A 14,876-nucleotide genomic window follows, 5' to 3' on the forward strand; every position below is an offset into this window, starting at 1 on the left:
ACTTCCTGTAGCTGGAGATGGGTTTCAGCCCTTGAGGCCGCTGGAGGTGATGGACCGGATGAAGGACTTCTGGGCGCCGACGAAGGCGAGCAGCACCGGCAGGACCGTGATGACGTTCCCGGCCATGACCGCCGCCCACTGCGTGTGGTGCCTGCCCTGGAAGGTGGCCAGGCCCAGTTGCAGGGTGTACTGGGTGTCGTGGTTGATGGCGATCAGCGGCCAGGTCAGATCGTTCCACGTGCTGAGGAACGTCAGGATCGCCACGGTGCTCAGCGCGGGCCGCGACAGCGGCAGCACGATGCGGAACAACACCCGCAGCCGCGAGCAGCCGTCCATCCAGGCGGCCTCCTCCAGCTCCCTGGGCAGCGAGAGGAAGAACTGCCGCAGCAGGAACACCGCGAACGGCGTGACCAGCGACGGCACGATCAGCGCGCCCAGCGTGTCGATGAGCCCGAAGCTCTTCATGACCAGGAACGTCGGGATCATCGTCAGCTGGAACGGGATGGCCATCGTGGCCAGCATCAGCACCAGCAGGACGCGGGAGCCGAAGAACCGCATGCGGGCGAAGGCGTAGCCGCCGAGCGCGCCGAACACCAGGTTGGACACGACCGCGACACCGGAGACGATGAGCGAGTTGACGAACCAGCGCGGGAACAGCGCGTTGTTGAGCACGTACCGGTAGCCGCCCAGGTTGATCCCGGACGGCCACAGCGCGGGCGGGAACCGGTTGATCTCCGCGTTGGTCATCACGGAGCTGATCAGCAGCCAGACCAGCGGGATCGCGAAGACCAGCGCGAGCGGCGCCAGCAGCAGGTGCCAGGGGCTGAAGGGCAGCCGCGCGCGGCCCGGGCGGCGCACGCCCGCGTGCGCGGCGCGGCGTTGGGTGGTGGCGGTCGCCGTCATCGGGTGGCTCCTTCGAGGCGCTGGCGCTCGCGGCTGCGGATCACGCGCAACCCGGCGGCGATCACGAACAGGGCCACGGCGAGGACGTATGCGGCGGCGGCTCCGTAACCGGCCGTGAAGTTCTTGAACGCCTGCTCCCAGATGAAGTAGACGATCACCGTGGTGGCGCCGAGCGGGCCGCCCTTGGTCGTCACGTACACCAGGTCGAAGACCTGCAGGGCGTTGATGGTCTGCCACAGCACCAGGAACACGCTGACCGGCGTGAGCGTGGGCAGGGTGACGTGGCGCAGCAGGTGCCACCGCCCGGCGCCGTCCAGCCGCGCCGCCTCGATCAGCGGCTGCGGTACGTCCTGGAGGGCCGCGAGGTATACCACCACGCAGAACCCGAGGCCGCTCCACAGGCTGACGGCCACCAGGACGGGCAGGGCCTGGGCGGGGTCGGTGAAGAATCCCTGGGGGGAGACGCCGAGCCAGTGCAGCACCGAGTTGGCCGCCCCGAACTGCGGGTCCAGGATGAACGAGAACAGCGTCCCCTGGGCCGTGGCCGAGATGACGAACGGCACGACGAACAGCGTGCGGTAGAGGCCGACGAACCTGATCCGCCGGTTCAGCGCGAGGGCGAGCGCCAGTCCCAGCACGATGCTGAGCGGTACGTACAGGGCCGTGTAGACCAGCGTGTTGCGTACGGCCTGGCCGAAGTGCGGGTCCTTGGTCAGCGCGTAGTAGTTGTCCAGCCCCACCCAGCGGCTGGGCGTGACCAGGTCGTCGGCCTGGAAGGACAGCAGGAACGACCAGACCGTGGGCACGATGCTGAGCCCGAGGATGATCAGGACGGCGGGGGTGATGAACGTCCAGGCGGTCGCCGACTCCTGGCGGCGGGCCTGGCGCCGGGCCCGTTGCCGCAGTTCGTGGGCGGAGATGGTGATGGGGGTGGGCAGAGACGACATGCGAGGCTCCTCAACGCGGGATGAGCAGGGCGGCGTTGGCCTCTTCGGCACAGGTGCGCAGCGCTTCGGCGGGGGTGCTCCTGCCGAGCAGCACGGCGATGACGGCCTGCCCGAGCGCCTGGGAGATCTGCGGGTAGGCGGGGTGCGTGGGGCGTACCCGGGCCGTCTCCAGCGTCTTGACGAACACCGGCAGGCCCTCGGTCTCCGCCTCCGGCTTGCGCCAGGCGGGCAACTGCTGGGTGGAGCGGCTCAGCGGCAGGCTGCCCGCCTCCACGTCCCAGCGCACGTCCTGCGCGGGTTGCATGAGCCAGGTCAGGAAGGTACGGCTGGCCTTCACGCGCGCTTCACCGTTGTCGAACATGGTCCAGGTGTCGGGGCCCGAGATCGTGATCGGCCGCCCGCTGAAGGTGGGCAGGGGCACCACCTGATAGTCGATCTTGGCGGTCTGGATGTCGGGCAGCTGCCACGGGCCGGTGACCGACATCCCCATCAGGCCGGACAGGAACACCTGGTACATCTGCTCGCTGCCGGGCTTGGGGTCGATGTAGACGCTCTTGTCCTTGGCGAGCGACTCCACCACCTGTAGCGCCTGTACGCCCACGTCGGCGAACCCGATGCCGCGCCCGTCCTTGCCGATCACGTCGCCGCCCAGGTCCCAGATCAACGGCCACAGCCGCCAGACCGTGTCCTCGTCGGCCGCGCCCGGCCAGCCCGTGCCGAACCGGCCGCGGCTCGCGTCGGTCAGCCGCTTGGCCGTCTCGATGAACTCCGGCCATTTCCAGCCCGGCTGGGGCAGCGGCACCCCGGCGTCGCGGAACACCTTCTTGTTGCAGACCACGGCCAGCGAGTCGAGCAGCGCGGGAGCCGCGCGTACCCGGCCGTTGATCGTGACGGCGGCCCGCGCCGGCGCCCAGAAGTCGTTCCACGGCGTGGGACCGGACTCGACCATGCTGGTCAGGTCCACCACCTGCGGGCTGCGTGCGACGTTCGCCAGGTCCGAGCCGAAGATATAGGCGATGTCAGGGTAGGAGCCGGACGCGAGTGCGGCGGTGATCTTCTGCAGCATCGCGTCGGCCAGCACTCCCCCGCCCATGTCCACCCGGATGTCGGGGTGGGCCCGCTCGAAGTCGGCCACCAGTCGCGCCATGGCCTCTTTGGCGGTGTCGGTCTGGCCGTGCCAGAGCTCGATCGTGACCCGCCCGTCGGCGCCGACACCGTCGCCGGCGCCGCTCGCGCACCCGGCCAGCGCCGTTCCCGCCACCGCCGTGAGCGCCAGGGCATATCCGCCGCGCAGCACGTCCCGGCGGGAGGGCGGTGGGGCAACGCGCTCCATCTTTACCTCCAAAAACCGTGGGTCAGGAGACCGTTCAGCAGGTCTTGCGGACGTATCCGCTGGCGCCCTTGGGCGAGACGTCCACGTCGCGCTGGACGATGCTCAGCTTGGTGCCCCAGCCCGAGCACGCCTTCTTCAGGCCCGACGCGGTGTACTCGATCACGATCACGTTGTTGCCGAACGCCGCCGTGTAGTCGCCGCACTCGTCCCAGGTGCCGCACTCTTCGGCGACCGCGAAGTCGAGCCCGTTCGCGACGCGCGATCCGGCCAGTTCCGAGGTGTTCTTCTGGGCGATGGCCACGCCCTGGGCGTGGGCGTGGGTGCTGAGCAGCCGGATGTAGGCCTGGGCGTTCGAGGCCGTCAGCAGCTTCTTCGAGCGGGTGTAGCTGTCGTAGTTGTCGGGCTCGATGGCCTGGTAGCCCTTGGCCTTGCAGCCGTCGATCCAGCCGTTCACCTTCGCGGCGACCCGCTTGCGCTTGGCGTCGGTCCGCAGGTCCAGCAGCGCCTCGCCCCAGTCCTCGTCGATGACCACCTTGCCGTTGGCGTCACGCAGCAGCAGGTCGGAGTCCCAGTCGTCCTCCTCGCCCGGCTGGACCTGGAAGGCGTTGACGTAGCAGATGTTGTACAGCCCCGCGGCGGGCGCGGCGCCCCGGTCCCTGCTGACCACGGTGACCCCGGCCGGCGGCGTGTACGCGCCGCCGATCTGGTAGTCGAACCCGGCATGTACGGGGGGCAGGGTCACCGCGGCCGCCGAGGCGGTCGAGGGGACGGCGACCAAGGCGGCCGAAAGGGCCACGGCAGCGCCTAAGCATCTACGGGTGGGGCTCATCGTCGCGTCTCCAGACGATAGGGGGTACGTCCCCGCCTCGGACGCTGACAGCGATCCTGGCGACTTAGTCCGGGCTTGTGGCGGTGGCCACTTACCGGCTAGGCGTACCTCTGGGGCCGGTGCTCGATACCGGCGTTCCTCGGAGTAAATCGAGCACCAACGCTCCTGTCAAGAGTCCGGAGCTGCTCACTTCTGGCACATTCAGCGCAGCATTGCACAGGGGATACGTCACCGCAGTGCGGAGCAGCCTACCGGTGCGCGGAAGCCGGGGCGGGGCGATCAGTCCGCCCGTACATGCCGTCAAACCCACCCATCTGCTCGCCCGCACCCGCCGTCAGACCCGCCCGTTGCGAAGCAGAATGCCGAGCGCGCCGACGGTCGTGTAGCCGCGCCAGTCCAGGACGCCCGCCGGTGAGATCCGGGCGTAGTCGACGGTCCAGCCGCCGTCGTCCTTCTGCATCCCGGCCAGGCGGTCGAGGTCGGCCTCGATCACCTCCGGGGCGAACAGGGCCCGCACCGGACGGTCCGGAAACGGCGCGAAGTCCAGCGGGCGCAGCATCTCGTGCTCGGTGCCGCCTTCGACGCGCACCTGGCCGCCGGCCGGCAGGTACGCGCCCAGCCGCTCGAGCAGCCCGGCGGCCTCCGGGTGGGTGTCGTGCACGGCGTCCAGGAAGTGCAGCGCGAAGGCGAGTATGTACGCGGGCGGCTGCCGGTCGAGGGCGGCGATCGTGTCCAGGCAGTACCGGGTGGCCCGCTCCAGCCACGGATGTGCGGCCACGTCGGGCAGGTGGGCGGCGACGCGGTGCGCGACGGCCGCGGTGACGGAGGTGATCTGCAGCGAGGACACCGTACTGTCGGCGCCCGCCCACCAGGGGGCGTTGCCGGCGTTCGAGGTGCGGGGCAGCGCGAACGGCAGCCCGCCGTCGGGCAGCGAGACCGACTCCAGCCAGTCGCACAGCTCGCTCGCCCGCGGGCAGGCGGCCGGTGCGACGTCCTCGAACACCTCGAAGGCGTGCAGCGCGGCCCCCGGCTGACTCTCGGGCGAGCGCAGGTCGGGCTCCAGGCCCCAGCCGTAGCCGCCGTCCGGATTGCGGTAGCCGTCGAGCGCGGCCAGCACGGCGGCCGGATCGCGCTCGCCCATCAGAAGCTGGAAGCGACGGCGGTCCAGGACCCGTGCGTGGGTGGCCATGAAGTCGGCGGCCACGGAAAGATCGATGTTCATGCGTTCATCATGACCCGGTCACCGTGCCCCGGTCTTGAAGGAAACAGCCATGCTCACGCCTGGTCTAGCATGGGACAAAAGGGGCTATAGGTGCCCCTGTGTCTGTATGAGGGTGACCGTTGGGCCAGGAGCTTCTCTTCGACCACGCAGCATTGAGCGGCGCCGGGCGGCACATGAAGGACTCCGCCGCCCTGTTCCGGCGCCATGCCGACAGCCTGCTCCTGTCCGTGGGCGGCAGCGGCGGGTCGGCGTTCGGCGGCACCCTTCTGGGCGCGGCCGTGGACCAGCTCAACGAGCTGCTCCACCAGGCGTGCGGGCAGACGCACCACAACCTGCACGCCACCGGCACGGGCATCGAGGTGATGGCCGACGACCTGCGCAAGGGCGTGGCCGCCGCGGAGGAGGCCGTCCGGGCGACGGGTTCGTGAGGCGGGCCTCATGCCGGTGACCCTCACGCCCGAGCTGGAGCCGGGGTTCCGGCTGCTCGGTGTGAAATGGCCGAAAGAGGACGAGGACGGCATCCGTACGTGCGCGACGGCGTACCGTACATGCGCCACCTCCCTGCAGCGCGAGGTGAGCCCCGCGGCACACGGGGCCGTCGCGCGCGCCGGCACGAACAACGCCGGCGACCACATCGACGCGGTCAACGCCTACTGGGCCGACTACAGCGAGCCCGGCTCCGGCCACCTGGACAGCCTCGCGGCCTCGCTGCACGCCATGGCGGACGCCCATGACCTGCTCGCCCGGCTCATCGAGATACTCAAGCTGCTGCTGAAGCTGCTCGCGATGTACGTGCTCATCGCCCTGACCTGGGCGCTGGCCTCGGCGGTGATCTCCGGCGGGCTCGCCGCGCTGCGGGCGCGGGCCACTGTCGGGATGCTGCGCACCTTCGCCAGGCAGGCCGTGGCCACCCTGCGCCGCAAGCTGGAGCGCTACTTCGGCCGGACGCTGATCCGGGCGCTGGAGACCCGCCTGCGCCGCCTGCTCGGCGCCAAGCCGCCCAAGTTCCCGGCCGTGGCCACGGCCTCGCGGCTCAAGAAGGCGCTGGGGCCCGCCGGAATGCTGGCGGCGTCCGGAGGCGCCCTGTTCCTGGACGAGGAACGGCCGGAGCGTCACCCGCACGACCCGCCGATTCCCCCCAAGGGCGCCCCGTTCACCGGGGAATACCGTATCGGCCCGCCCCAGGACCCTGGCATCCACTTCGACGATCCCTGGCCGTACGACCCCGACGCCAAGCCCACCGCTGAGGACTACGCGAACTGGTACAAGTGGCGGGGCCTCATGCACGGCGAGGAGGCGATGCCGGGCTGGGACGACGCCGCCGCCACGGTCAAGCACTATCTGGACGGTTCCGGCACCGACTTCGAGGTCGACTACCAGAAGGCGTACGACGAGGACGAGAGCGTCCGCCAGTCGGTCGACGCGGCGGTCCGCCAGGCGCAGGAGCAGGCCGAGCGGCTCTACCGGGAGAGCGGCAAATCGGCGTTCCAGATGACCGGCCAGCCGCTCAAGGCCAAGACCGAGACGGACAACTGGAACGGCGCCCTGGGCAGCCACTCGATCTGGGGCAGCGGGAACGTCCGGATCGACGGGAACCAGGCGACGATGGAGATCACCGTCCACGCCCACGATCGGTACAACTTCAACAAGTACGACGACAACGGCGCCAAGACCGGGTGGATCAACCAGGAGAACGGTCGTTTCGAGGAGCTCGGCTGGGCCAGGTCGTACACCACGCGCGGGCAGCTGACCCGCACCGTGACGTGGACCATCCCCTCCCATTGACGGTCGCAACCATTCTTAGGAAACTTTCCTAAACGATTCTCGCCGACCCAGGAGCCCTGTATGAACGCGAGAAAATGGTCCGCCTCGGCCGCGACGCTCACCCTCACCATCGGGCTGGTGCTCGGCCTGGGACCCAGCGCTTTCGCCGCCCCCACCGGCTGCAGCTACCAGCTCAACACCGCGGAGCGGTGGGCCTCCAGCTACTGCACCTCGGGCACCGGTGAGCACCGGATCCACGTCCTGCAGCGGCACTTCCTGCCGGAGGTCGGGCTCATCCCCATCGAGGGCCCGTGGGCGCCCGCCGGAGCCACCTCGTACACCGGCATCAGCCCGCACACGACGATCAGCGTGTGGATCGACACCCGCGGCTGAGGCCGTGAAGGGGGCGTGCCCCGAAAGGCACGCCCCCGCCGGTCACGGTCCGTACGCCTTGACCTCCAGGAGGCCGACGGAGCTGGTGCCGTTGCCGGTCATCAGCACCCGCAGGCGGGTGGTGTTCGTCGCGGTGAAGTTGACGGTGTTGTACTGGTTCTTGGCCAGCCCGTACGCGCTCGCGCCGGGCACGTCGACATAGGCGCTGCCGTTCCAGTACTGGAGCTTCCAGGACGCGGGCATGTCGATGCCCTCGTCATCGTCGAAGAAGTACACCTCCGCCTTGTTCAGGTTCTGGGCCGAGGACCAGGTCAGGTCCACCCACTGCTGCCCGGTCTCCGGCCAGCAGCCCCAGCGCGGGTTCACGGTGTCGTTGGAGGAGGGCGGGTCGATCCCGTCGTTGACGGCGGCGACGCTCTCCCAGGAGGAGGTGTTCGACGCCGACGGGGTCGCCGAGGCGGCCAGGTTGCCGCTCGGCGGCTGCTGGGTGCCGCCGCGGTTGAACATCTTGATCTCGGTGAGCCCGGTCTTGGCCCCCGAGGCGTTAGTGGCCAGCACCCGTACCCGCTGGGCGCTGATCGCCGGGAACTGCACCACGTTGTAGTTCGCCCGCGGCGCCGACGGGCTCTTGGCCTGGCTGGGCACGCTGACCCAGGTGCTGCCGTTGTAGTACTGGATGTCGTACGAGGCGGGTGCCCGGTAGGTGGCGCTGGCCGGGCGGCTGTCCTTGAAGTAGAGCCGGACCTCGTTGAGCGTGCGGGCAGCCCCGAAGTTCACCTCGTACCAGTCCTGACTGGCGCCCGTGCCGCCCCAGAACGGCTCGTTGATCGGGAAGCCGTCGACCGCGCCCGCGGCGCTGCTGCCCGACGCGGTGGAGGAGGTCGAGACGCTCGCCCCCTGAGCCAGGTTGGTCAGGTTGGCGGTCAGGTCGACCCCGGCCTTGGCCAGCAGGTCCACCATCCGGGCGCTGCTCTGCGTCACCTGCGCGGGCGCCTGCAGCCCGGGCGAGGACACGTGGTAGGTGACCGTGCCGCTCGTGGTGACGTCACCGGTGGCGGGGTCCCAGGTGAACGGCACCAGCGAGTTGACCGTGGCGACCCTGCTGCCGTTGATGAAGATCGAGTAGCCCTCGGGCACGCCCGGATAACGGACCACGCCGTCCGCCGGGTCGTCCCAGACGATGGTCAGGTCGGCGTTGCGGTAGCGCAGGTTGTTGACGGTGAAGTTGGGCCAGCCGATGTTGATCGGCGAGAGCTCCACCTTCGCGTCGTTGCGCGGGCGCAGCCCGGCCACGTCCTCGATCACGGTCCAGTTGCTGCTGCCCAGGATGTTGTGGTGGATCCAGGAGCGGTAGGTGATCGAGGAGCCGTTCCAGTCGGCCCAGAACTCGTTGGCGTCGGGGTACTGGGTGTTGCCGTTGATGTACTGGGCCCAGGCGTTCCAGTACAGCAGCTTCTTGTACCAGGTCGCGTCGATCCACGAGTTGGAGTAGTTCCGCAGCACCGAGGAGAGCAGGCGGAACTGCACGGTGGAGTTGATCGTGGAGAAGTTGTTGCTACCGGTGCCCGAGGCCGCCTTGTCGGCCTGGTTGGCCGTGTAGAAGGGGAAGATCGGGTACTGCGCCGGATCGTCGAACAGGCGCAGCGCCTGCTTGTACGTCGCGGTGTTGGGGATGGCGCCGACGGCGAACGGGTAGTAGTTGTTGATCTCCTTCCACGGCACCCACTCGTTGGTGGACTTCAGCCGGTGCTCGAACAGCTGCCGGTTGGGGTTCCACAGCACGTTGACGATGGCGTTCTGGATCTGCGTGGCGAGCGTGCGCATCTCGGTGGCCTTGGCGGTGTTGCCGACCGCCTCGTACGCCTGCGCGGCGGCCAGCGCGCCACTGTACTGGTAGGCCGACTCGGCGCGGTCCATGTTGCCGGGCTTCCAGTGGAAGGAGACGGCGTCGGCGTCGTTGCCGGTCAGGGCGCCCCAGTCGTACTCGATGAGCTTGTTGTTGTCGTGGTCGTAGTACGACAGCTGGCCCTTGACGTCCCCCTCGGCGTAGCGCGCCAGGTTGGCGGCGATCGCCGGCTGGCCGCCGTGGATCTGGTAGCTCTTCCACGCCGCCTCGGCGATGTACTGGGTGTAGCTGTTGGACCAGTTCTCGGGATCGCCCGGATTGTCGAGGAAGCGGCCGTTCTTGGAGATCTGCCCGACGCTCAGCCAGTCGCCGTAGGAGTAGATCGGGTTGCGCAGGTACTTCAGGTCGTCGATGTGCATGGGCTGGGTGAGCGCGATGGCGTTGTTGTAGCCCAGCACGCCTTCGGTCGAGGTGGGGAACTGGAACGTCTGCCCGGGAATGTCGGCGTCGAGGTTGTTGAAGCGCATCAGCCACCAGCGGTAGTAGATGTTCTTCTTGATGGCGGGCTCGGGCACGTCGATGTAGGGCACGTTCTGCGCCCACCACAGGTTGTAGGCCCGTACGTGGGTGGCGAAGGCGGTGGCGTTGGTGTATCCCGCGTAGGCGTCATACTCGGTCCGCGACTCGGGGATCTCGTTGGTGACGAAGCCCATGACCACCTTGGCGGTCACGGTCCCTCCGGCCGGGATCGTCACGGACCTGTTCAGGCCGCCGCTGGAGACGGTGAAGCCGTCACCCGTCAGCCGGGGATAGATCGTGGTGAGGTTGTTGTAGGCGTTGACCTGCCCGGTCAGCTCGCTGCCGCTCCCCGAGGTGGCGTACGGGGAGGTGGCCCGCAGCTGCAGCGTGGTCGAGCTGGAGCCGCCGTTCGTGATCGACAGGTTCGTCACGGCGACGTTGTTGTTGGTGATGAACTTCGTCTGGTTCACCGTGATGGAGCCGCTGGTGTGCACGCTCTTCCAGTAGCTCGGCGCCTGCCAGCGGGAGTTGACCTGCTCGGTGAAGGTGCCCGGCGTGATGGCCACGGTGTAGGCGTCGTTGTTGCTGATGCTCTCCCAGTACGCCACCTGGCCGGCGAAGCCGAGCGTGCCCGGTGTGTGGGTCTTCATGAACAGGGCGCGTCCGCGGGACATCAGCCAGGTTCCGGCCGGGTCGTTGCCGGGGCGGGCCAGCAGCCGGTCCATCCAGAAGTCCGTGCCCGAGCTCTCCGCGTCGTAGATGGCCTGCATCATGTTGCCGGTCGTGTACGAACCGGGCGCGGCCGGGATCGACGGGCCGTTGAAGGTGGGGTATCCGATGGTCTGGGCAGCCTGCGCGGGAGCGCCTAAGACGAGTGATCCCGCGATGAGCAGGAGGGCCGTGATGATTCTTCTCATGCAGAGTGATCCGATCCGATCGAACGCTTGGGGGGAGTGATCGAACCTAGCGCTTGGTTGTGGTAGCGCTAACAATCCTTTCTGTCGAATCGGTGAAATAAAAGGTTTTCGGCAACGTAAACCGATATAAGGGCCCTGTCAATCGGCGTGGCAGCCTGCCTTGGCGGGCGTTGCGAAAAGGTTTTCGGCTGTTTTCGGCTTTCGGCAGGTCGTCAGGCCAGGCGAGCGAGCTGCTCGGCCGTCACCCGGCCGCGCATCGGGCGTCCCCGCATGAAGTGTTCAAGGTCGGTGATCGCGTACTCGCCGAGCCGCCGCAACTCACGCCCCTGCGCGCCCGCCACGTGCGGGGTGACGAGCACGTTGGGCAGGCCGAAGAGGGGATGGCCCGGAGGCAGCGGCTCGGGTTCGGTCACGTCGAGCACGGCCGAGACGCGCCCGGACGCGCACGCCCTGGTGAGCGCCTCGGTGTCGATCAGCGAGCCACGGGCGGTGTTGATCACGACGGCCTGGTCCGGCAGGAGCCCGAGGCGGCGCTCATCCAGCAGGTGGCGGGTCTCGGCGAGGGCCGGAGCGTGCACGGTGACCAGGTCACTGCGCCGGCACAGCTCGTCCACGTCCACCAGCTCGGCCCCCATTTCGGCCGCCTCCTCCAGTGAGACGTAGGGGTCGGACAGCAGGATGTCGACCTCGAAGTCGCGCAGCCGCCGCAGCACGTGCCGGCCCACCCGGGAGGCCCCGATCACGCCCACGGTGCAGTCGTACAGGCCGGTGCCCGCGCCCTGCTGCCAGGCCGACCTGTCGGCGCCGGCCGCGTAGTGACCGGCCCGCTCGAAGACCCGTTTCGCGCCGAGCACCAGCATGGCGATGGTGTACTCGGCGACGGGCACGGCGTTCGCCTCCGCGGCGGACGACACGAGGATCCCCCGCTCGAACACGACGGGATCGACGATCGCCTTGACGGAGCCGGCGGCGTGGACGACGGCCCGCAGGCCGGGCGCCGCCTTCAGCACCTCGGCGTCGATCCGCGGGCAGCCCCACCCGGTCAGCAGGAACTCCGCCCCGGCAAGGGCCCGCGCCGCCGCCTCGCCCTCGAACGAGGTGAACGTCACCGTCGCGTCGACCTCCACCGACTGCCGCAACCGTTCGATGAGGTCGGCGGGGAAGACGTCGTGGAAGGCCCAGGGCGCGATGGCGAAGACCGCGACGGGTGACCGTGACATCAGGCAGGCTCCTCAGGTGGGTGAACGGTTACGCGGGGTGCCACTTCACGTGCGGTCTCGGTGAGGCGAGGTGCCACCTCACGCGGGATGCCGGTGAGGCGGGGCGCCATCTCACGCGGGATGCCGGTAGGGAGACCGTCGCCGTCACTTCACGTCGGGTTCTTCCCGCCGCCGGCGACGCGGACGCAGGTGGGAGTCTCGGTGAGGCGGACCGTCGCCGTGTCGCCGCCCGGCAGGTCGAGGGTGACCTGGTCGCCGTCGACCCGCACCTCCGAGGGCGGCGCCTCGGCCGTGCCGGTGAGCAGGACAAGGCTGACGTACACGGCGGTTCCGCCCGGGTGGGCGTCCGCGAGCACGTACGGGGTGGCCGAGTGCCGTCCGAAGGCGTTCGCGCCCGTCGCGGTCGCCACCCCGGCCGTCGTGTAGCCGTGCAGCCCGCGCACCACGCTGACCAGCCCGTCCGCCCGCCGAGCCGACGCCCAGAGCTCGCCGCCGCGCGCCGTGGGCGGCGCCTCCCCGGCGATGGCGTGGCCACCGTCCCTGACCTGGTGTCCGGCGGGCGCGGTGACCCGGTGGATCCGTACCTCGGCCGCCCCGTCCACCACCGAGGCCGTCACCACGTGGACCGGCCCGGCCGGGAGGTCGTCGCGATAGGCGGAGGCGGCGAACCGGTCGCCCGTCGTGAGCGGCTCGATGCGCCGCCTGCGGGAGACGGCCCCGTCCGGCGCGACGACGACCACCTCCCCGTCGACGCCGACCACTGCCCTGTCGAAACCGACCGCCTGCCCTTCGGCTCCGGCAGCCTTCCCTTCGAGACCGGCTCCCGCCCCTTCGTTGCCGGCCGTCTCTCCTTCGCCGCCAGTCACCTCGGCCAGGTTGGGGCCGGTGTGACTTGTATAGGCGAGCTTGAGATAGTGCGGATCCGGCACCCCTGACGGGTCCTGAATCCGGTCCCGGTCACTGCCGTGGTTGACCAGCCGGACCACGCCGTCCTCGCAGGTGGCGTGCAGCAGCCACCCCGGCGGGCGCATCGTCACCGCCTGGTCCGCCAGGTCGATCGGCGCCGGGACCTCGGCGTCCGTCCATACCGGGTGTTCGGGGGGCAGCAGCAGGCCGAGGAACGCCTTGCTGGCCCAGTAGGGCGAGCCCGGCCCCGAGTAGCTCTGCGTGACCGGCAGGAACGTGTCGTACCAGCCGAGCGTCAGCAGCCCCCGCTCATCCGGCACGCCCCGCTCGACGAAGTGACGCAGCACCCCACCGGCGATCCGCCGGGTCCGGCCGGGCGGGAGCGGCGAGGAGCCGGTCAGCGCGCCCAGCCAGAGCGGCGCGACCGTGGCGAACCGGTAGGTCAGCGACCGCCCCTGGTGCACGGGCCCGCCGTCGGCGGCGAACAGGTGCTGGTACTGGCCCAGGAAGGCCCGGAGCCGCTCGCTATAACGTTCCAGGCGGGCCGCGTCCCCGGCCATCCTGGCCCACAGCAGCGGGTAGAGGTGCAGAGCCCAGCCGGCGTAGTAGTCGAAGTTCTTGCCCGCGCCGTCGGAGTACCAGCCGTCCCCGACGTACCAGTCCTCGATCCGCTCCAGGCCGCCGGTGATCTCGTCAGGCTTGTACGGCCCGCCCACCTCGGCCAGGAACTGCTCGACGACCACCCGGAACAGCACCCAGTTGTTGTCCGGTGTCCGCCTGCCGACGAAGCCCGCCAGCCAGGCCACCACCCGCTCCTGCTCGGCCGGGGACAGCCGGTCGTACAGCCAGGGCCGGGTCTCGTGCAGGGCCAGCGCGATCGAGGCCGCTTCGACCAGCGGCTGGGACATGTCGGTCAGCGGCGGCCAGGCGTACGGGTGCGCCGGGTCGGTCCCCGCCACCAGTCCCCGGGCGTACCGCTCGAGGAGAGCGGGCGGCACCGCGCCGCCCGCCCCGGCGATCCGGAACGCGGCCAGCAGGAACGTGCGGGCGTACCCCTCCAGGCCGTCACTCACCGGCCCCGACCGGCTCTCCCTGCCCGGCATGCGGTACTGCGCGAAGTCGTCGGTGGCGTACGGCACCACGGATTCCAGCAGGTGATCCGCCACGGCCTCCCAGTGCGCCCGGGTCCAGCCGGTGTAGGCGGACAATGCGGTATCGGCAGGTGGGAGGCGCAGCGATGACATAAGCGGATAATACGGCTCGCGATCAACGAGCCCGGGGAGGGGTGCTGTCGCGCAGGATCACCCGCGTCCCGATCAGCTGGGGGCCGAGTGGACCTGCGGGTGGGCGACGTCGTGGGTGTGCAGATTGCCGCACATGCCCCAGCGGGCTTCGGGTGGGGATTCGAGCAGCGTGGCCTCGCCTAGGTGCGTCCCGTCGCCGCGTTCCAGCGCGTCGAGCACCTCGGCGGTGTGGCGGGTCTGCCGGGCGACGGTGTCCTCCCAGGTACGCCGCCAGCCCGCGACCCTGGGACGCACCAGCGCGACCGCGCTGTCATAGAACTCCCGCAACGGTCCCGGATCCCCGTCGGCCAAGCTCTCGGACAGCCGCAGGAACCCCGCCACCGCCAGATCACGGCGATGCCGCACGGCCTCCTCCGCGCCCGCACCGGAAGGCAGCGTGGCCGCCTCCCGGTATCGGGCCGCGTCCGCCACGATCTCCGGTGGGAACGTCATCACCGCGTCACCCGCCTCGGGCAGCCCGGCGTTCTGCATCACCACGACCACCTCCAGACCGCCCCGGTTGATCGCCCGGTGGATCGTGCCCGGCGTGAACCACACCGTCGAACCGCCGCTCAGCTCCGTCTCCCGGAAACCGCGCGGGTCGAGGGTCTGCAACGCGCCACTGCCGCCTATGACGACGTACGCCTCGGTGGAGGCGGTGTGCATATGCGGCGTACCGCCCTCCAGACCATCGGAACACGCGCCCGAGTAGACCGACAACCGGGTGACCGAGGTCCCGCCGGGGAACGTCATGCTCTCACCCCCAACGCGGCACGGCCCTGGGCGGCCAGGTG

At 69.7% G+C, this 14,876-nt stretch carries 12 protein-coding genes; 3 read left to right on the forward strand and 9 right to left on the reverse strand.

The features are described 5' to 3' along the window. Positions 1 to 24: 24 nt before the first annotated feature. From ACGFJ2_RS18895 to ACGFJ2_RS18915, 5 genes are all read right to left on the reverse strand, one after another. Positions 25 to 903, reverse strand: a complete 879-nt coding sequence (locus ACGFJ2_RS18895) for a carbohydrate ABC transporter permease (RefSeq protein ID WP_357947797.1) — start codon at positions 901 to 903, stop codon at positions 25 to 27. Further along, positions 900 to 1,850: a carbohydrate ABC transporter permease gene (locus ACGFJ2_RS18900; RefSeq protein WP_393469811.1), complete on the reverse strand. Its 951-nt coding sequence runs from the start codon at positions 1,848 to 1,850 to the stop codon at positions 900 to 902. The genes ACGFJ2_RS18895 and ACGFJ2_RS18900 overlap by 4 nt, the downstream gene beginning before the upstream one ends. 10 nt (positions 1,851 to 1,860) lie before the next feature. Continuing rightward, positions 1,861 to 3,183: an extracellular solute-binding protein gene (locus ACGFJ2_RS18905; protein ID WP_393469814.1), complete on the reverse strand. Its 1,323-nt coding sequence runs from the start codon at positions 3,181 to 3,183 to the stop codon at positions 1,861 to 1,863. Positions 3,184 to 3,217: 34 nt separating this feature from the next. Continuing rightward, positions 3,218 to 3,979 carry an endo alpha-1,4 polygalactosaminidase gene (locus ACGFJ2_RS18910; RefSeq protein ID WP_357947789.1) on the reverse strand — a complete coding sequence of 254 codons (762 nt, stop codon included), beginning with the start codon at positions 3,977 to 3,979 and terminating at the stop codon, positions 3,218 to 3,220. A 367-nt stretch (positions 3,980 to 4,346) separates the two neighbouring features. Further along, on the reverse strand, positions 4,347 to 5,234 hold the full coding sequence (locus ACGFJ2_RS18915) for a hypothetical protein (protein ID WP_393469818.1): 888 nt from the start codon (positions 5,232 to 5,234) through the stop codon (positions 4,347 to 4,349). Positions 5,235 to 5,353: 119 nt separating this feature from the next. Here ACGFJ2_RS18915 and ACGFJ2_RS18920 point away from each other — a divergent pair, with 119 nt between their 5' ends. The 3 genes from ACGFJ2_RS18920 to ACGFJ2_RS18930 are packed head-to-tail and all read left to right on the forward strand — an operon-like array spanning position 5,354 to position 7,391. Then, positions 5,354 to 5,662 carry a hypothetical protein gene (locus ACGFJ2_RS18920; RefSeq protein WP_358174040.1) on the forward strand — a complete coding sequence of 103 codons (309 nt, stop codon included), beginning with the start codon at positions 5,354 to 5,356 and terminating at the stop codon, positions 5,660 to 5,662. Positions 5,663 to 5,672: 10 nt separating this feature from the next. Further along, positions 5,673 to 7,019 (forward strand): hypothetical protein, encoded by a 1,347-nt coding sequence (locus tag ACGFJ2_RS18925; RefSeq protein ID WP_393469821.1) that lies wholly within the window; start codon positions 5,673 to 5,675, stop codon positions 7,017 to 7,019. Between the two features lie 60 nt (positions 7,020 to 7,079). Beyond that, the gene (locus tag ACGFJ2_RS18930; protein WP_358174046.1) at positions 7,080 to 7,391 is read left to right on the forward strand and encodes a hypothetical protein; all 312 of its coding nucleotides are present in this window, start codon (positions 7,080 to 7,082) and stop codon (positions 7,389 to 7,391) included. A 42-nt stretch (positions 7,392 to 7,433) separates the two neighbouring features. On the opposite strand, the gene ACGFJ2_RS18935 is transcribed toward ACGFJ2_RS18930, so the two are convergent. The 4 genes from ACGFJ2_RS18935 to ACGFJ2_RS18950 all read right to left on the reverse strand — a co-directional run bounded on the left by ACGFJ2_RS18935 (position 7,434) and on the right by ACGFJ2_RS18950 (position 14,835). After that, complete coding sequence (locus tag ACGFJ2_RS18935) at positions 7,434 to 10,673, reverse strand: discoidin domain-containing protein (RefSeq protein WP_357947778.1); 3,240 nt, start codon at positions 10,671 to 10,673, stop codon at positions 7,434 to 7,436. 212 nt (positions 10,674 to 10,885) lie between these two features. Continuing rightward, positions 10,886 to 11,893, reverse strand: coding sequence for a hydroxyacid dehydrogenase (locus ACGFJ2_RS18940; RefSeq protein WP_393469825.1), 1,008 nt, complete (start codon positions 11,891 to 11,893; stop codon positions 10,886 to 10,888). 149 nt (positions 11,894 to 12,042) lie between these two features. Next, a complete protein-coding gene (locus tag ACGFJ2_RS18945; protein ID WP_393469828.1) occupies positions 12,043 to 14,043 on the reverse strand; it encodes a DUF2264 domain-containing protein in 2,001 nt (666 codons plus the stop codon). Between the two features lie 72 nt (positions 14,044 to 14,115). Further along, the gene (locus ACGFJ2_RS18950) at positions 14,116 to 14,835 is read right to left on the reverse strand and encodes a cupin domain-containing protein (protein WP_393469831.1); all 720 of its coding nucleotides are present in this window, start codon (positions 14,833 to 14,835) and stop codon (positions 14,116 to 14,118) included. Between the last annotated feature and the right edge of the window lie 41 nt (positions 14,836 to 14,876).

Origin of the sequence: Nonomuraea sp. NPDC049028, from assembly GCF_043197735.1 — a bacterium.
Classification (GTDB): Bacteria; Actinomycetota; Actinomycetes; order Streptosporangiales; family Streptosporangiaceae; genus Nonomuraea.